The organism is Nocardioides sp., assembly GCF_024509035.1.
GTDB lineage: Bacteria > Actinomycetota > Actinomycetes > Propionibacteriales > Nocardioidaceae > Nocardioides.
In genome coordinates, this window is the sequence record NZ_JANINT010000054.1 from 1 (window position 1) to 16,239 (window position 16,239).

General features: G+C 68.6%; 18 protein-coding genes. All 18 read right to left on the minus strand.

Annotated features, from left to right (window positions below):
- Positions 1 to 283, minus strand: a 283-nt coding sequence (locus Q0L15_RS04775) for a hypothetical protein (protein WP_296602611.1), incomplete at its 3' end; no start/stop codon positions are given.
- A gap of 162 nt (positions 284 to 445) precedes the next feature.
- Positions 446 to 1,261 carry a DnaJ domain-containing protein gene (locus Q0L15_RS04780; protein ID WP_296602613.1) on the minus strand — a complete coding sequence of 272 codons (816 nt, stop codon included), beginning with the start codon at positions 1,259 to 1,261 and terminating at the stop codon, positions 446 to 448.
- Positions 1,258 to 1,839, minus strand: a complete 582-nt coding sequence (locus Q0L15_RS04785) for a hypothetical protein (RefSeq protein WP_296602614.1) — start codon at positions 1,837 to 1,839, stop codon at positions 1,258 to 1,260. The genes Q0L15_RS04780 and Q0L15_RS04785 overlap by 4 nt, the downstream gene beginning before the upstream one ends.
- Complete coding sequence (locus Q0L15_RS04790) at positions 1,836 to 3,110, minus strand: MlaD family protein (protein WP_296602616.1); 1,275 nt, start codon at positions 3,108 to 3,110, stop codon at positions 1,836 to 1,838. The genes Q0L15_RS04785 and Q0L15_RS04790 overlap by 4 nt, the downstream gene beginning before the upstream one ends.
- Entirely contained in the window at positions 3,107 to 4,552 is a 1,446-nt protein-coding gene (locus Q0L15_RS04795; RefSeq protein ID WP_296602618.1) for an MCE family protein, read from the minus strand. The genes Q0L15_RS04790 and Q0L15_RS04795 overlap by 4 nt, the downstream gene beginning before the upstream one ends.
- Positions 4,549 to 5,697 (minus strand): MCE family protein, encoded by a 1,149-nt coding sequence (locus Q0L15_RS04800; protein ID WP_296602620.1) that lies wholly within the window; start codon positions 5,695 to 5,697, stop codon positions 4,549 to 4,551. The genes Q0L15_RS04795 and Q0L15_RS04800 overlap by 4 nt, the downstream gene beginning before the upstream one ends.
- A gap of 1 nt (position 5,698) precedes the next feature.
- Complete coding sequence (locus Q0L15_RS04805; RefSeq protein ID WP_296602621.1) at positions 5,699 to 6,664, minus strand: MCE family protein; 966 nt, start codon at positions 6,662 to 6,664, stop codon at positions 5,699 to 5,701.
- Complete coding sequence (locus tag Q0L15_RS04810; RefSeq protein WP_296602623.1) at positions 6,661 to 7,707, minus strand: MCE family protein; 1,047 nt, start codon at positions 7,705 to 7,707, stop codon at positions 6,661 to 6,663. Before Q0L15_RS04810 ends, Q0L15_RS04805 begins: the two co-directional genes overlap by 4 nt.
- Positions 7,704 to 8,984 carry an MCE family protein gene (locus Q0L15_RS04815; RefSeq protein WP_296602624.1) on the minus strand — a complete coding sequence of 427 codons (1,281 nt, stop codon included), beginning with the start codon at positions 8,982 to 8,984 and terminating at the stop codon, positions 7,704 to 7,706. The genes Q0L15_RS04810 and Q0L15_RS04815 overlap by 4 nt, the downstream gene beginning before the upstream one ends.
- A 4-nt stretch (positions 8,985 to 8,988) precedes the next feature.
- Positions 8,989 to 9,816: an ABC transporter permease gene (locus Q0L15_RS04820; RefSeq protein WP_296602626.1), complete on the minus strand. Its 828-nt coding sequence runs from the start codon at positions 9,814 to 9,816 to the stop codon at positions 8,989 to 8,991.
- A gap of 11 nt (positions 9,817 to 9,827) precedes the next feature.
- Positions 9,828 to 10,613, minus strand: a complete 786-nt coding sequence (locus Q0L15_RS04825; RefSeq protein WP_296602627.1) for an ABC transporter permease — start codon at positions 10,611 to 10,613, stop codon at positions 9,828 to 9,830.
- Between the two features lie 7 nt (positions 10,614 to 10,620).
- Complete coding sequence (locus tag Q0L15_RS04830; protein WP_296602628.1) at positions 10,621 to 11,574, minus strand: ABC transporter ATP-binding protein; 954 nt, start codon at positions 11,572 to 11,574, stop codon at positions 10,621 to 10,623.
- Positions 11,575 to 11,854: 280 nt separating this feature from the next.
- The gene (gene rplL / locus Q0L15_RS04835; protein ID WP_296602629.1) at positions 11,855 to 12,250 is read right to left on the minus strand and encodes a 50S ribosomal protein L7/L12; all 396 of its coding nucleotides are present in this window, start codon (positions 12,248 to 12,250) and stop codon (positions 11,855 to 11,857) included.
- 89 nt (positions 12,251 to 12,339) lie between these two features.
- On the minus strand, positions 12,340 to 13,035 hold the full coding sequence (rplJ, locus tag Q0L15_RS04840; protein ID WP_296602631.1) for a 50S ribosomal protein L10: 696 nt from the start codon (positions 13,033 to 13,035) through the stop codon (positions 12,340 to 12,342).
- Positions 13,036 to 13,608: 573 nt separating this feature from the next.
- Positions 13,609 to 14,331, minus strand: coding sequence for a 50S ribosomal protein L1 (rplA, locus tag Q0L15_RS04845; protein ID WP_296602632.1), 723 nt, complete (start codon positions 14,329 to 14,331; stop codon positions 13,609 to 13,611).
- 63 nt (positions 14,332 to 14,394) lie between these two features.
- Entirely contained in the window at positions 14,395 to 14,823 is a 429-nt protein-coding gene (gene rplK / locus Q0L15_RS04850) for a 50S ribosomal protein L11 (RefSeq protein WP_296602634.1), read from the minus strand.
- 165 nt (positions 14,824 to 14,988) lie between these two features.
- On the minus strand, positions 14,989 to 15,909 hold the full coding sequence (gene nusG, locus Q0L15_RS04855) for a transcription termination/antitermination protein NusG (RefSeq protein WP_296602635.1): 921 nt from the start codon (positions 15,907 to 15,909) through the stop codon (positions 14,989 to 14,991).
- Between the two features lie 42 nt (positions 15,910 to 15,951).
- On the minus strand, positions 15,952 to 16,206 hold the full coding sequence (secE, locus tag Q0L15_RS04860; RefSeq protein ID WP_296602637.1) for a preprotein translocase subunit SecE: 255 nt from the start codon (positions 16,204 to 16,206) through the stop codon (positions 15,952 to 15,954).
- Positions 16,207 to 16,239 lie beyond the last annotated feature (33 nt).

Consider the following 16,239-nt stretch of genomic DNA (forward strand, 5'->3'; position numbering starts at 1 on the left):
GCGACATCGTCTCGGAGAAGTCCTCGATCGGGGAGATCTCCTCGAAGATCTCCTGGAGACCGGACTTGCTGGAGACGTCCTCACCCTCGGAACGACGGCGCTCGACGGCGGCGTTCCACTTCTCGTTGCCGACCAGCCAGTCGAAGCTGTCGGTCTGAAGGGAGAGGAGCTGCGGGACCTCGAGAGGTTCGGTGATCTTTGCGAAAGAGATGCGGCGGGAGTTACCGGAGGTGGTGCGCGCGGCCAAGAGGTGTCCTTCGACGATTCGCTCTTCGATCTGCATCAGGCCCACCACAGATCAGCCACCGGGCAGGCTGAAACGCATTTGAGGGCAGACGCAAGTTCTCACCCTACCGGATGTGCGGGCGCGCGACAAACAGCGCGGCATTCGCTGCCGACGATCATGAACTCCCGCGCCGCTGAGGTCAAGCACGCGTGCGGCGCGTCAGGTCGTCATGTCGGCGACCAGCCAGGACCCGTCGACCTCGTCCATGGTCAGCGTCACCCAGTTCTTGTAGACCTCGGGCTCGGTGTACTTCTTGTTCGTGCGGGTCTGGTTGACCAGCAAGAAGATCTGCGCGTGCCCCTCGTCGGCGCGCACGATGCTGGAGCGCACCAGCGTCGCGGTGACGACCGTCCGGGTCGACGGCGCGTTCTTCTCGATCAGGCCGGTGAAGATCCGGTCGTAGTCCTCGCGCAGCTTGCCGGTGAGGTACTGCTGGGCGGCCGCCTTGGACTCGTCGAGGTGGGTGGCGTCGTAGGAGAGGATCGGCACGACCGCGCGCTCGGCCGCAGCCTGGGCGGAGCGGGCGTCGGCCTCGACGTCCCCGGCCGACGGCTCACGCACCCAGAGCACCACCGCGGTGGCCACCAGGGCGAGCGTCAGCACGGCGACCGCGGCCAGCAGCCATCCCGGCACGAGCGCGACCCGAGCGCCGCTGCGCGTGGTCTCGCCGGGCTCGGCCGCGGGGCCCTCGACCTCCGGGGCCACCTCCGGCTCCGGCTCCGCGTCCTGCTCGGCCAGGGCGCTCGCGGCGGCCAGCTCCGCGTCGTACGCCGCGCGGCGGCTCGGGTCGAGCAGTACCTCGGCCGCCTGGTTGAGGACCGAGAAGCGACGGTCGGTCGGGTCGAGGTCGGCGATCTGCGCGCGCCAGGCGGCGCGGATCTCGTCCGCGGAGGCGTCGGGTGCGACCCCCAGGAGGTCGTACCAGCTCGGCGTGGGCGTGGCGGCAGGCGTCGACCCGGTCACTGAGTCGCTCACTGGGACCCCTCCCCCGTGACGGGCGCGTAGTCGTCGACCAGCCAGGTGCCGTCGGACTTCACGAGGTCGACCTCCCAGCGCAGCACGTCCTGGTCGGCGTCGACCCGCTTGGCCTCGTCGTCCGGGTGCTTGGGGTCGGGGTAGGACCCGGTGAGGCCCCCGGCGACGATGGCCGTCGCCGAGTCGGCGTCCATCGACTCGACGCCGACACCGAACACCTTGACCGAGCGTCCGTAGCCCGCCTGCGCGACGGTCTGCTCGGCGATCGGCAGCCCGGACTTCTCGAAGTCGGCGGCGAACTTGGGCGTGATCACCTCGAGCACCTGGTCGCGGTAGTCGGTGAGGTGGCCCTGGGCGTCGAGCTGGTCGGGGCCGTAGGTGTTGAGCCGCAGGACGAACTGCCGGGTCTGGGACATGATCGCGTCCCGCGTCGCCTGCGTGTCGTCGGCCTCGCCGCGGCGCTGGGTCAGCAGCCACGTGACTGCGCCGGCGGAGGCGATCAGCACGACGACGAGCACGACCAGGAGGACGAGGCGGAAGGTGGCGGAACGCGGCGTCTCCTCAGTCCTGGCACTCACGGCACCAGGGGCTGGAGCAACAGCCACTTCCACGACTCCTCTCCGAAGGCGAGCGGTGCCACGGTACCGGTCGGCGCCAGCACCGGGTCGATCTTGGACCCCCAGTGGATCTTGCCGGTGTCGGGGTCGTACGACGCGACCGGCGCGCGGTAGGCGGCGCCGGCGCGCTGCAGGTTCTGGACGCCGCGGGGGTTGCTCATCGCGGCGGGCTCGGTGCAGCCGGCCTTGGTGTTCATCGGCCGGTTGCTGCCGTCCTGCGGCGGCCGGGTGTCGGTGCTCTCGTAGCCGCGGTGGCAGACGGGGTTGTCCGTGATGATGAGCCCGAAGTGGGCGTCGTAGAGCCCGGTGTCGGGCGACTTCGAGACGACGGTGAAGCCGCCCTCGACGACGTAGGGGTAGATCACGAGGATCTGCTCGACCCCGGGCAGGTGCTTGACGATCACGTCGCCGGTGATGCGCAGGTTGTTGAACAGCTCGCCGAGGTCGACCTCGTTGTCCTGCAAGAACGTGCGCAGCTGGGTCGCCGCGCTCGAGCCGTTGTCGATGACCTGGCGCAGGGCGGGGTCGGAGCCGGCGAGCGATCCGCTGAACAGGCTGAGGTCGCGTGCGAAGGTGCGGATCGCGCTCGCCTTGTCGACCTGGGTCCGCAGCACGGTGTTGCTGTCGCGGATCAGCGCCGTCGTGACGTCGAAGTTGTCGTTGGCCTCGTTGATGAAGGCGTTGCCGGTGTCGATGATGCGCTGCAGGTCGGCGCCCGTCCCGGCGAAGGCGGCGCCCAGCTCGGCGACGGTGGTGCTCAGCGCCTGCTTGTCGACCGACTCGACGGTGTTGGAGATGTCGGTGAGCAGCTTCTGCGTGGCGATCGGCGTGCGCGTGTCGTCCTGGGCGATCTCGGACTCGTCGTCGAGGTAGGGCCCGGAGTCGACCTGGGGCTGCAGCTCGACGTACTGCTCGCCGACGGCGGAGCGGTTGCCGACGACCGCGAGCGACTTCGCCGGGATGTCGTCCCAGGAGTTGTCGATGTCGAGGTAGACGTCGACCCCGTCGTCGGTGAGGTCCAGCTTGCCGACCCGCCCGACCTGGACGCCCCGGTAGGACACCTCACCGCCGGCGAAGATGCCACCGGAGTCCTTGAAGTGCGCGACGACCGTGTAGTGGTCGTCGAGGAAGACCCGGTCGAGGCGGGCGTAGCGCGCACCGACGAAGCTCACGCCGAGCAGCGTGATCGCGACGAACACGAGCAGCTGGATGCGGGTGCGTCGGGTGATCATCGCGTCACCATCCCGGGAACGAGCAGCCGGACGAGGGCGGGGTCGAACACCTGGCTGAGCTGCCCCATCGTGGGTCCGTGCGGTGTCGCGGACGGACCGACGCCGGCGCGCCCCAGGCCGAGGAGACCGGTGAGGTCGGGCAGGCCCGGGAGGCTGGTCGGCAGGCTCGTCGGCAGCGCGGTGGGCAGGCCGGCGTCCGGCAGGCCCGGGATCTGGTTGACGATCCGGCAGACGAGCGTCTTCTCGTTCTTCTTCTTCAAGCACGCGTCGCGCAGCTTGGCCAGCCCCTGGAGGCTGCTCAGCAGCTTCTGGCAGGGCTTGCTGGTGATGTCCCCGCTCGCGATGCACCGGGTCACCCGGTCGAGGAGCACCGTCGGGTCCAGCTCGCTCGGGAGGAGCGTGGGCAGGCTCGTCGGGATGCCGGTCACGCCACCGGATAGGTCGATGTCGAGCTCGACCGACAGGTTGGTGTAGTCGCCCATGTGCAGGTTGCGCGCGACCTGCGGGTCGCGACCGACGACCTCGTCGACGAACGGGTAGGTCAAGAACACGTTGAACGACTTCACGAACGCGTCGCCCGAGGCGGCGAGCTCGGTGAGCACCGGGTTGAGCTGGCGCAGGGACTCGATCGTGGCGTCCTTGGACGCCTTGATGACCTCGACACCGACCCCACCGAGCCGGTCGAGGGCGCCGAGCATCCTGACCAGGTCCTTGCGCTGCTTGTCCAGCGAGGTCAGGGCGCTGGGGAGCTCGTCGAGCGCGGCGTCGATCGAGCCCTGCTGGCTGCGGACCGAGACCGCCAGCTTGTTGAGCTTGTCGATGGCATCGACGATGTCCTGCTTGTTCTCGTCGAGCTGACCCATGAAGTCGGCGATCTGGGTGAGCACCGACCGCGCCGCGTCCTCACGCCCGTCGAGCGCCTTGTTGACCTCGGTCGCGATCGTCTTCAGCTGGGCGACGCCACCACCGTTGAGCAGCAGGCTGAGGGCACCCAGCACCTCCTCGACCTCCGGGTTGCGACCGGTGTCGTCGAGCCCGATGGTGTCGCCGTCGGCGAGCTCGCCGGTGGCCGCCTCGTCCGTCGGTGCGCTGAGCGACACGAACTTCTCACCGAGCAGGCTGGTCTGACGGATCTCGGCGACGGCGTTGGCCGGGAGGTCCACGTCGTTGCGGAGCTCCATCGTCAGCTCGGCGTGGCCGTCGACCAGGTCGACCCCGGTGACCTGGCCGACGCTGATGTCGTCGACCTTGACCGTCGACTTGGGCACCAGGTCGAGGACGTCACGGAACTCGGCGGTCACGGTGATGGGGTCGTCACCGACGTCGGTGCCCCCGGGCAGCGGCAGGCTGTAGACGTCGAAGTCGCAGCCGGTCAGCAGGAGACTGCCCGCCACCGTCGCGACGACGGCCTGGGCGACCCGCCGCATCCTCGTGCTCCTCATCGGTCCACCTCCACGAGACCGGCCAGGCTGCGGTCGAACAGGTCGACCGACGAACGCGGCGTGCCCTGGGCGCCGGTGCCGGGTCGCGGCAGCGCCTGCTGGACGAGGTCGCACAGGGCGCCGGAGGTGTCGGCCTGGCTCAGGAAGCCGCACAGGAACGTCGAAGGATCGGACTGCACCTGGTTGATGACCTCACCGAGGTTGGCGTTGGTGTCGAGCGTGCCGGTCTGCGGGTTGTAGGTCAGCGCCAGGTTGTTGAGGGCCAGGGGGGCCGAGTCGAGGATGTGGTCGAGCTCGGAACGCCGCTTCACCAGCACCTTCGAGACCCGGTTGAGCCCGGAGATGTTGCGGCCGAGCACCTCACGGTTCTCCTTCACGAACGACGACACCTGACCGAGCGCCTTGGCCAGGTTGCTGAGCGAGGCGGACAGCTCCTGGCGCTCCCCGGCCAGCATCGAGGACACCTGGGACAAGGAGTCGTTGAACGTGCGAACGGTCTTGTCGTTGCGTGCCAGTGACCCGATGAAGCCCTCGAGCTCGCGCGCGGAGCCGAACAGCTCGTCCTTGTTGTCGTCGAGGGTCTGGCTGAGCTTGCCGAAGTCCTTGATCGTCTGGTGGAACGTCGCGCCCTGGCCGCCGAAGTTCTCGGCCGTGGTCTCGAGCAGGTCGGAGAACGCGCCGTTGCGATTGGCACCGGTCGGCCCGAGCGCCACGGTCAGGTCGTCGAGGCTGCTGTAGATCTGGTCGAGCTCCAGCGGGACCGCGGTGCGGTCGACGTCGAGGACAGCGCCATCGGCGAGCTTGTCCCCACCGGAGTAGACGGGGGTGAGCTGCACGAAGCGGTCGCCGACGATCGAGGGGGCGACGATGACCGCCTTGGCGTCGGCGGGGACCTCGACGTCCGCGTCGTAGGACATCGTGACGGCGACGTCGGTGCCGGCCGGCGTCACGGAGTCGACGTGCCCGACCGGCACCCCGAGGATCCGCACGTCGCTGCCCTCGTAGATCGAGATCGTCCGCGGGAAGTGCGCGGTGAGTGTCTTGGTCTCGCCACCGCGGAACATCGTGAGCGCCGCTGCCACCAGCACGATCACGAGGACCACGGGCACGGCCGCCCGCTTGAGGATCGTCAAGCTGCTCGCCATCTCAACCACCCACCTGCGGCACCGGCGGCATGTTCTGGATGTAGGTGTCGAACCACGGGCCGTTGCCGAGCGTGCTCGCGAACACCCGGTAGAACGGCTCCATCAGCCGCAGGCTGTTGTCGAGGTTGTCCTCGTTCTTGTTCAGCACCTGCAAGACGTTGTCGAGGTGGTCCAGCGCCGGCTTGAGGTCGGCGCGGCTCTGCTCGATCAGCGCGGTCAGCTCCTTCGACAGCCGGGTGGTGGAGGTCAGCAGGTTGTGCACCGCGTCCCGGCGCGCGACCAGCGCCCGGAAGAGGACGTCGGAGTCCTTCATCAGCCCGATGATGTCGCCGTCGCGCTCGTCGAGGACGCTCGAGACGCGCTTGAGGTTGGTGAGCAGGCTGTTGATCTGCTGGTCGCGGGCGGCGATGTTCGACGAGAGCCGGGACACGCCGTCGAGGGCCTGACGGAACTCCTCGGGGGTGTTGCGGGTCAGGTCGGCCAGCGTGGTCAGCGACTGGGCGAGGCGGTCGGTGTCGATCCGCTCGGAGGTCTCGGCGAGTCCGGAGAACGCGTCCACGACGTCGTACGGCGAGCTGGTGCGCTCGACCGGGATCTCCGAGCCCTCGTCGAGCTGGCCCGAGCCCGCCGGCTCGAGCGAGAGGTACATCGCGCCGAGCAGGGTCTTGACCTTGATCGCGGCGTGGGTGTCCTCGCCGAACTCCGAGGGGGTGTCGACGCGGAACGTGACGCGGACGTGGTCGCCCTCGAGCTCGACCTTCTCGACCTTGCCCACCCGCACGCCGGCGATGCGGACCTCGTCGTTGGGCTCGAGGCCACCGGACTCGGAGAACGCGGCGTAGTAGGTGTCACCGCCGCCGATCAGCGGCAGGTCCTGGGCCCGGAAGGCGGCCAGCATGACGATCGCCAGCACGACCAGGCTGACGGCCCCGACGACGACGGGGTTGCGTTCGCGGAAGGGGGTCATCCGAGATCACACCTGTCTGCGACCTTCAGGCCACCCGTCGGGTAGTCGACCGGGATCGACTGACCGCCGGGGAGCCGGACCCGGCCCTGGAAGTGGCAGAGGTAGAAGTTGAACCACGAGCCGTACGTCGCGGTGCGTCCGATCTTGTTGAGCTTGATCGGCAGCACCTGCAGCGCACGGTCGAGCTCGGCCTTGCCGTTGTCGAGGTTGCGAGCGACCTCGCGCAGCTGCTCGATGTCGCTGACGAACGGCTCGCGGATGCCGTCGACCAGGTCGGCGGTCTGCACCGAGAGCGCGGAGATCTGGTCGAGCGAGCCGAGGATCGCCTCGCGGTCGTCCTTGAGCCCGCCCACGAACGTGCGGAACGTCGTGATCAGTCGGCTCAGCTGCACGTCGCGGTCGCCGATGTGGTCGAGCACCTCGTTGAGGTTGTCGATCAGGTCGCCGATGAGCTGGTCGCGACCGGCGAGGGTCTGGGTCACGGACGCGGTGTGCGCGAGCAGGCCTTCGAGCGTGCCGCCCTCCCCCTGGAAGACCTGGACGATCTCGTAGGAGAGCTGGTTGATGTCGGCCGGCGAGAGCGCCTGGAACAGCGGCTTGAAGCCGTTGAACAGCACGGTCAGGTCGAGAGCCGGCGAGGTCTGGTCGACGGGGATCGTGCCGCCGTCGGGCAGTGCCTCCCCGTCCCCGATCTCGTCGGTGAGCGAGAGGTAGCGCTGGCCGACGAGGTTGCGGTAGCGGATGGCGACGTGGGTGGCCTTGCTGATCGTCGTGGAGTCCTCGACGCTGAAGGACACCCGCGCGCGGGTGCGGTCGACGACCTCGACGTTGTCGACGGTGCCGACCTTGACCCCGGCGATGCGGACGTCGTCACCCTTGACGACCCCGGTGGCGTCGACGAACTCGGCGCTGTAGCTGCGGTGCCCGGCGAAGGTGATGTTGCCGATGGTCGCCACCAGCACCGAGGTGGCCAAGGTGGTCACGACGATGAAGATCGTGAGCTTGACGAGGTCGCTCGTGGTGCGCTTGTCGAGGATCTTCATCGCAGCGACACCTCCGCCCCGCGGGCCATCGGGCCGACCAGCAGCAGGCCCAGGTCGGGGACGTCCGCGGCGGGTACGCCGAGAGCCGGGCCCAGCAGGGAGCGCAGCACGTCGCTCTCGGCTGCGGTGCCCACGGTCGTCCGGAAGTACTGGTTGGGGCCGACCCGCGAGGTGCCCTTGCCGGTCGGCTCGTCGACGCCGTCGTTGAAGTTCGGCTGGTGGCGCACCGGGTTCTCCTGCGACCAGGGCGGGTTGGGCAGGTGCAGGCAGGAGACCGGTCCGCGGTTCTCACCGAAGCGCGGCTTGTCGTTGACGTTGTAGGGCCGCGGCTGGTTGGGCAGCGTCTCGAGCACGATGTGCAGCATGAAGCCGCGGAACGCCTCGGCCTGGAGCTTGCCGGCGTTGACGATGCCGCGGGTCAGGCAGTTGTACTCGGGGGCGTACTTGGCGAACACCCGCAGCTGCTGCTGGCTGATCTTGCTGAAGCGGATGAGGTTGTCGCCGTTGTCCTCGAGGAAGCCGCGCGCGGTGTCGGAGAACGACGTGACGTCGTCGAACAGGGCCTGCAACCGGACCTCGCGGTCCTCGAGGGTGCCGGTGGTCGTGACGGTGTCGTCGAGGATGTCGGCGATCTGCGGCATCACCTGGGCGTAGGTGTCGGACACCTGGGCGGTGAGGCGGAGGTCGTCGATGAGCTGCGGGATCTGCGGGTTGATCCGCTTGAGGTAGGCGTCGACGGTCTCGAGGTTCTCGCCGAGCTGGTCGCCGCGGCCCTCGAGGGCGGTGGCGAGCGCGTTCAGCGTCATGTTGATGTCGGCGGGCTGGACGGTGCGCAGCAGCGGGTAGAGGTCGGAGAGGACCTTCTCGACCTCGATCGAGACCTGGGTGCGCTCGATCGTGGCGCCCGGCTCGATGTGGTCGGCGGACGGATCGGCGGGGATGTCGAGGGCGACGTACTTCTCACCGAACAGGGTCTTGGGGACGATCGACCCGCTGACGTTGGCCGGGATCGTGTCGATCTCGCCGGGGTAGATGCCCAGCGTGATCTCGGCGCCCTCGTCGTCGGGCTGGAAGTCGAGGACCTCGCCCACGATCACGCCGCGGATCTTCACGTCGGCACGCTGCGGCAGCTGCATGCCGATCTTGGAGGCCTGGAGCGTGACCTTGTCGTAGTCGGCGAACTTCTTCGTGAAGACGGCGTAGGTGAGGTAGACGCCCAGCAGCAGCAGGCAGAGGAAGACCACGCCCAGCACCTTGTGCCCTGCGATCACACGCACGCGATCACCCCGCCAGCCTGACGGTGGTCGAGGCGCCCCAGATCGCCATCGAGAGGAACAGGTCGATCACGTTGATCGCCACGATGCTCGTGCGCACGGCGCGACCGACCGCGATGCCCACGCCGGCGGGACCGCCCGAGGCGGTGTAGCCGTGGTAGCAGTGGATCAGGATCACGGTGACGGCGAAGACCAGCACCTTGCCGAAGGACCACAGCACGTCGCCCGGTGGCAGGAACGCGTTGAAGTAGTGGTCGTAGGTCCCCGCGGACTGGCCGAAGAACTGCGTCACCGTGAGGCGGGTGGCGAAGTAGGAGGAGAGGAGGCCCACGACGTACAGCGGGACGATCGCGATCAACCCGCCGACGATGCGGGTCGTGACCAGGAACGGCAGCGAGGGGATCGCCATCACCTCGAGTGCGTCGACCTCCTCGGAGATCCGCATGGCGCCCAGCTGCGCGGTGAAGCCACAGCCGACGGTGGCGGCCAGCGCGATGCCGGAGACGAGCGGGGCGATCTCGCGGGTGTTGAAGTACGCCGAGACGAAGCCGGCGAACGCCGCCGTGCCGAGCTGGTCGAGGGCGGCGTAGCCCGAGAGGCCGACCTGGGCGCCGGTGAAGAACGTCATCGCCATGATGACGCCGACGGTGCCGCCGATGACGGCCAGCGCGCCGCTGCCGAGGGTCACCTCGGCGAGGATGCGGAGGATCTCCTTCTGGTAGCGGCTGACGGCGCGCGGGGTCCACGCGAGGGCCTTGATGAAGAACGCGAGCTCTTCACCGAGGTTGTCGAGGGTCTTCAGCGGCTTGTCGTAGACCGCACGGATGTTGGCCATCGTCGTCGCCCTCAGCCCGTCTTCGGTGGGACGAGCTGGATGTAGATCGCGCTCATCACGAAGTTGACGATGAACAGCAAGATGAACGTCACGACGACCGACTCGTTGACGGCGTCGCCGACGCCCTTCGGTCCGCCCGCGGCGTTCATGCCCTTGTAGCAGGCCACGATGGCAGCGATCAGGCCGAAGACCAGCGCCTTGGCCATGCCCTGCCACAGGTCCGGCAGCTGGGAGAGGGCGGTGAAGCTCGCGAGGTAGGCGCCCGGGGTGCCGTCCTGGAGGACCACGTTGAAGAAGTAGCCACCGGCCACACCGACGACGCTGACCATGCCGTTGAGGAAGACCGCGACGAGCATGGCGGCGAGCACGCGCGGCACGACGAGGCGCTGGATCGGGTCGATGCCCAGCACCATCATCGCGTCGAGCTCCTCGCGGATCTTGCGCGCGCCGAGGTCGGCAGCGATCGCCGAGCCACCGGCGCCGGCGATGAGCAGCGCCGTGCCGATCGGTGCGGCCTGCTGGACGACGGCCAGCACGGAGGCCGATCCGGTGAACGACTGGGCGCCGAACTGCTTGATCAGGCCACCCACCTGCAGCGCGATCACCGCGCCGAAGGGGATCGCGACCAGGGCCGTGGGGATGATCGTCACCGAGGCGATGAACCAGGCCTGCTGGATGAACTCCCGCAGCTGGAACGGGCGGCGGAAGAGCGCCCGGATCACGTCGAGGCCGAAGGCGAAGAACTTGCCCGCGGTCCCCACAGGCGCGAGCGCGCGGCTCGCGGTCAAGGACGACATGGACCGCTCAGCCGCCCGTCGCCATCGACATGTTGCCGTCGAACGAGCCCGGGGGCGGCGTGACGCCGTTCATCCGGCACCACTCCCCCGGCGGCCGCTGGCTGCGCCGCGGGATGCCGTTGGAGGGCTCGAGCTGCAGCGGGATCGGCGGCAGCGGGGGCAGCTCCTGGTCCTTCTCGGCCTCGAGCTCGTCGGCGTCCTTCTCCTCGGACATGCCGATCGGGCCGACGCGCTGGGCGTTGAGGAACTGGCGCACCACCGGCTCCTCGGAGGAGAGCAGCATCTCGCGGGGTCCGAACATCGCGAGGTGGCGGTGGTAGAGCAGCCCGATGTTGTCGGGCACGGTGCGCGCGGTGTTGATGTCGTGGGTGACGATGAGGAACGTCGCGTCGATCTGGGCGTTGAGGTCGACGATGAGCTGGTTGAGGAACGCCGTACGGACGGGGTCGAGTCCGGAGTCGGGCTCGTCGAAGAGCACGATCTCGGGCTCGAGGACGAGCGCGCGGGCGAGCCCGGCGCGCTTGCGCATGCCTCCGGAGATCTCGCCGGGGAGCTTGTCCTCGGCACCGACGAGGCCGACGAGGTCCATCTTCTCCATGACGATGTCGCGGACCTCGGACTCGGACTTCTTGGTGTGCTCGCGCAGCGGGAAGGCGACGTTGTCGTAGAGGTTCATCGAGCCGAACATCGCGCCGTCCTGGAACAGCACGCCGAAGAGCTTGCGGATCTCGTAGAGCTCCTTCTCCGAGCACGTGGCGATGTCGGTGCCCTCGATGACGACCGAGCCCTGATCGGGCTTGAGGAGGCCGATCAGGGTCTTGAGGAAGACCGACTTGCCGGTGCCGGAGGGGCCGAGCATCACGCAGATCTCGCCGGCCGGAACCGTGAGCGTGACATCGCCCCAGATGAGCTGCTTGCCGAACGACTTGCTCAGGTGCTCGACCTTGATCTCAACGCCCATGACCGCCCTCGTCCCTCCTCGCCACTGCGCGCGCTCCGGTTCCCGGGCCGGGCGCGCCTGACACTCCCCCGCCTCCCACTGACCGGTAACAACGCCGGAGTAGCGGCGAGGTTACGCGTCGGTTTCCTTCCCCGCACCCCCCGACTTACACATTCGGACGGCGTGTCGTCTGGACCGGGCCCGGGGAGCCACCGTGATCGGAAATGCCACGAGGGGCGATCCACCGCCTGGGTGGATCGCCCCACGTGAAGGTCGTGCTGGGCCGCGAGCGGCCCGGGGGTCACTTGAGGGTGACGGTGGCGCCGGCGCCCTCGAGGGCCTCCTTGGCCTTCTCGGCAGCGTCCTTGGCGACCTTCTCGAGGATGGGCTTGGGAGCGGCCTCGACCAGCTCCTTGGCCTCCTTGAGACCGAGGGAGGTCAGCGCGCGGACCTCCTTGATGACGTTGATCTTCTTCTCGCCAGCGGACTCGAGGATCACGTCGAACTCGTCCTGGTCGGCGCCGGCGTCGGCGCCGCCGGCAGCAGCGCCGCCCGCGGCGGGCGCGGCGGCAACGGCGACGGGAGCGGCGGCGGTGACGCCGAAGGTCTCCTCGAACTGCTTCACGAACTCGCTGAGCTCGATGAGGGTCATGTCCTTGAACGCGTCGAGGAGCTCGTCGGTGCTGAGCTTCGCCATGGTGGCGGTTCCTTCCATTCGGTGGCCGCGGGCGGGTCGCGCCGTGGCCGGGGTTTCAGGTGGTGGTGTGCCGATCCGATCCCGGGGGATCAGGCCTCGGCGGTGTCGCCCTCGTCGGAGGCGGTGGCCTCAGCGGCGGTCTCCTCGGCGGGAGCCTCCTCTGCGGCCGGCGCCTCGTCAGCGGGGGCCTCGGCCTCGGCCGGGGCCTCCTCGGCGGCGACGGGCCCAGTGCTGTCTGACTGGGGCGCACCACCTGCGAGGATCGAGGGGTCCTGCTCGGCCTTCGCCTGGAGGGCGCCCGCGAGACGGGCGGCCTGGGCGAGGGGGGCGTTGAGCAGGTAGACGGCCTGGCTGAGCGACGCGAGCATCGCGCCGGCCAGCTTGCCCAGGAGCACCTCGCGGGACTCGAGGTCCGCCAGCTTGGCGATCTCGCTCGCGTCGAGGGGCTTGCCGTCCAGGACGCCGCCCTTGATGACAAGGGTGGGGTTCGCCTTGGCAAAGTCACGCAGACCCTTGGCCGCCTCGACCACGTCGCCGTTGATGAAGGCGATGGCGGTCGGGCCGGTCAGCAGGTCGTCGAAGCCTTCGATGCCCACCTCGGTGGCGGCGATCTTGGCCAGCGTGTTCTTGACCACGGCGTAGTTGGCGTTCGCACCGAGAGAGCGCCGCAACTCCTGCAGCTGCTTCACGGTGAGACCGCGGTACTCGGTCAGCACGGCACCGGCGGAATCGTTGAACGACTCAACGATCTCCGCGACGGCTGCCTGCTTGTCTGCCCGCGCCATGGGTCTCCTTCCGATGGTCGACCACCGGAAGAGCCCCGAGGAAAGACGAACGCCCCGAGCGCGGGCTCAGGGCGTGGACCTCGGAGGAGGAGCTGCTCTTCACCTGCGCAGGCCGTCCGCTCTCGCGGAACCTTCGGTCACTCCGGGCGCATTGGCGAATGCACCTGGCGAGACAACCGGCGGTCTTTGGTTTCGTGGAGAACAGTACGGCGGTTCCGGTGGCGGAGCCAAATCGGGGCCGCTGAGCACCCGGGCATGCGTCGGCGGCCTCCCGGTGCTGGATTGTCCGTCCCGGCCGCCGCCGGTCAAGCGTTCGCTTCGCCGCCCTTGACCGCCGCGCCCAGGACCGGAAAGACGCACCTGTCGGGATGCCGCCGAGGTCTGGTCGAAAGCGCCGCGGCCGCGGGAGGTCGTCGAATGGTCACAGACGGCAAGATGGGAGCGATCCCAGATGTCGTCTGTGACCATTCTTGCCCCTTCTGGCCGCCCGAGGCCGGCGACCCACCGCGGAGCCCCCCGAAATGCCATCGACCCGCCCGAAAGTTTCGGGCGGGTCGACGTAGGGAGCTCTGATCAGGCGGTGGCGTTCTCGTCCTCGGCCGCGACGTTGCGCGTGCGGTTGGGGTCGACCTGGATGCCGGGGCCCATGGTCGTGGAGACGGTGACCTTCTTGATGTAGCGGCCCTTGGAGCTGGCCGGCTTGAGACGAAGCACCTCCTCGAGCGCCGCGGCGTAGTTCTCGGCGAGCTTGACCTCGTCGAAGGACGCCTTGCCGATGATGAAGTGCAGGTTGGCGTGGCGGTCGACGCGGAACTCGATCTTGCCGCCCTTGATGTCCGTGACGGCCTTGGCCACGTCCGGGGTGACGGTGCCGGTCTTCGGGTTCGGCATCAGGCCACGGGGGCCGAGCACGCGGCCCAGGCGGCCGACCTTGCCCATCAGGTCCGGGGTCGCGACGACGGCGTCGAAGTCGAGCCAGCCGCCGGCGACCTTGTCGATGAGCTCGTCGCCACCGACGATGTCGGCGCCGGCCTCGCGGGCGGCCTCGGCCTTGTCACCGTTGGCGAACACCAGGACGCGAGCGGTCTTGCCGGTGCCGTGCGGGAGGTTGACGGTGCCGCGCACCATCTGGTCGGCCTTGCGGGGGTCGACGCCGAGACGCATGACGACGTCCACGGTCTCGTCGAACTTCTTCTTGCTGACGTTCTTGGCGAGCTTGATCGCGGCGAGCGGGGCGAAGATCTCGTCCTTGTCGAACGACTCCGCCGCTGCGCGGTAGGTCTTGCTGCGCTGCATGGGCTTTCTCTTCTCTCTTCGAAAAAGGTGTGGTTAGCGAGCCAGCGCGGCTCTCCCACGGTTTCAGTCGGTGGTGACGCCCATCGAGCGGGCGGTGCCCTCGACGATCTTCATGGCTGCGTCGATGTCGTTGGCGTTGAGGTCGGGCAGCTTGGTCTGGGCGATCTCGCGCACCTGGTCCTTGGTCAGCTTGCCGACCTTCTCCTTGTGCGGGACACCCGAGCCCTTGGCCAGACCGGCGGCCTTCTTGATCAGCTCCGCGGCCGGCGGGGTCTTGGTGATGAAGGTGAAGGACCGGTCCTCGTAGATCGTGATCTCGACCGGGATGACGTTGCCGCGCATGGACTCGGTCTGCGCGTTGTAGGCCTTGCAGAACTCCATGATGTTCACACCGTGGGGACCGAGAGCGGTACCGACGGGCGGAGCGGGAGTCGCGGCACCGGCCTGCAGCTGCACCTTGACGAGCGCGGCGATCTTCTTCTTCGGAGGCATTGCTTCTCTTTCTGTCTCGTGGTCATGACGAGGCGTACGTCGTAGGCCTCTGCCACCTGCTGTCGCCGTCGTGACGCAGGGTCACTCGGGCAACCTGGCAATTGTGCTCCGCGCTCGGCGGAACACGAAATCGTGGTCCTGAGGATCGCGGCTGCGCCGCGCGGCTCAGACGCGCTGGATCTGGCTGAAGCTCAGCTCCACGGGGGTCTCGCGGCCGAAGATCTCGACGAGCGCCTTGACGCGCTGGGCCTCGGCGTTGATCTCGGTGATCGTGGCGTGCAGCGTCGCGAACGGACCGTCGACGACCATGACCGAGTCGGAGACCTCGAAGTCGGCGACCTCGACGGTCGGCTTCTTCGCGGCACCGCCGGAGGCGGCCGGCGCTCCGGAGGCGACAGCCTCGGCCTCGGCGCGGGCGACGACGGCGGGGGCGAGCATGTTCTCGACCTCGGACATCGAGAGCGGCACCGGCTGGTGGCTGTGGCCCACGAACCCGGTCACCGACGGGGTGTGCCGCACCGCGGCCCAGGACTCGTCGGTGAGGTCCATGCGCACCAGGACGTAGCCCGGCAGGACGGTGCGTCGCACCATCTTGCGCTGGCCGTTCTTGATCTCGGCGACCTCCTCGGTGGGGACCACGATCTCGTGGATGTAGTCCTCCATGTTGAGCGAGATGATGCGGTTCTCCAGGTTGGACTTCACCCGGTTCTCCATGCCGGAGTAGGTGTGCACCACGAACCAGTCACCCGGCTTGGCCCACAGCTCACGGCGGAAGGCCTCGAGCGGGTCGTCGGGGTCGGCGTCGTCCTCGTCGTCCTGGTCGGAGTCCGCGTCCGGGCCCTCGTCGCCCTCGGCCTCGGAAAGCTCGACGCTGGTGGCGACCGCCTCGGTGTCGTCCAGGCCCAGCTCGGCGTCGGTGTCCTCGTCGGTGACCTCCACGTCCAGGCGCGGGTCCTCCTCGATCGCGGGGCCGTCGTTCGGCTCGCCGTACTGGTCCTCGAGGGTCGGGTCGATCTCGTCGGCCGACGCCACCGTCTCGTCGATCTCGACCGACTCGTTCTCGTGCTCAGACACGTGCTGCTCCATCACGTTCGGGTACTGCTCTGGTCATCCGGCAGGACGCCGGACTCAGGTGTCGGAGTTGCCGGCGAAGATCGAGAAGACGAGCTTGCCGAAGCCCAGGTCGAGGGCGGACACCAGCGCCATCATGAAGACCACGAACACCATCACGACGATGAAGTAGGTGACCAGCTGCTCCTGGGTCGGGTAGACGACCTTGCGCAGCTCGGCGACCACCTGGCGGTAGAACGTGGGCAGGCTGGTGCGCTGGTGGGCGCTGCCGCCCCCTCCACGCGAACCGCGGACTGCCTTGCTGTCCGGCACGTCCTTCACCTCTCCTCGTCCGGTCGACCTGGA

Excerpts from the sequence above, each read along its gene's own strand:
- rplA (WP_296602632.1), bottom strand. The coding sequence starts at position 14,331 with ATGCAGCGCAGCAAGACCTACCGCGCAGCGGCGGAGTCGTTCGACAAG.
- rplL (WP_296602629.1), bottom strand. The coding sequence starts at position 12,250 with ATGGCGAAGCTCAGCACCGACGAGCTCCTCGACGCGTTCAAGGACATG.
- rplJ (WP_296602631.1), bottom strand. The coding sequence starts at position 13,035 with ATGGCGCGGGCAGACAAGCAGGCAGCCGTCGCGGAGATCGTTGAGTCG.
- Q0L15_RS04820 (WP_296602626.1), bottom strand. The coding sequence starts at position 9,816 with ATGGCCAACATCCGTGCGGTCTACGACAAGCCGCTGAAGACCCTCGAC.
- Q0L15_RS04810 (WP_296602623.1), bottom strand. The coding sequence starts at position 7,707 with ATGAAGATCCTCGACAAGCGCACCACGAGCGACCTCGTCAAGCTCACG.
- nusG (WP_296602635.1), bottom strand. The coding sequence starts at position 15,909 with ATGGAGCAGCACGTGTCTGAGCACGAGAACGAGTCGGTCGAGATCGAC.
- Q0L15_RS04800 (WP_296602620.1), bottom strand. The coding sequence starts at position 5,697 with ATGGCGAGCAGCTTGACGATCCTCAAGCGGGCGGCCGTGCCCGTGGTC.
- Q0L15_RS04805 (WP_296602621.1), bottom strand. The coding sequence starts at position 6,664 with ATGACCCCCTTCCGCGAACGCAACCCCGTCGTCGTCGGGGCCGTCAGC.
- rplK (WP_296602634.1), bottom strand. The coding sequence starts at position 14,823 with ATGCCTCCGAAGAAGAAGATCGCCGCGCTCGTCAAGGTGCAGCTGCAG.
- Q0L15_RS04790 (WP_296602616.1), bottom strand. The coding sequence starts at position 3,110 with ATGATCACCCGACGCACCCGCATCCAGCTGCTCGTGTTCGTCGCGATC.
- Q0L15_RS04825 (WP_296602627.1), bottom strand. The coding sequence starts at position 10,613 with ATGTCGTCCTTGACCGCGAGCCGCGCGCTCGCGCCTGTGGGGACCGCG.
- Q0L15_RS04795 (WP_296602618.1), bottom strand. The coding sequence starts at position 4,552 with ATGAGGAGCACGAGGATGCGGCGGGTCGCCCAGGCCGTCGTCGCGACG.
- Q0L15_RS04830 (WP_296602628.1), bottom strand. The coding sequence starts at position 11,574 with ATGGGCGTTGAGATCAAGGTCGAGCACCTGAGCAAGTCGTTCGGCAAG.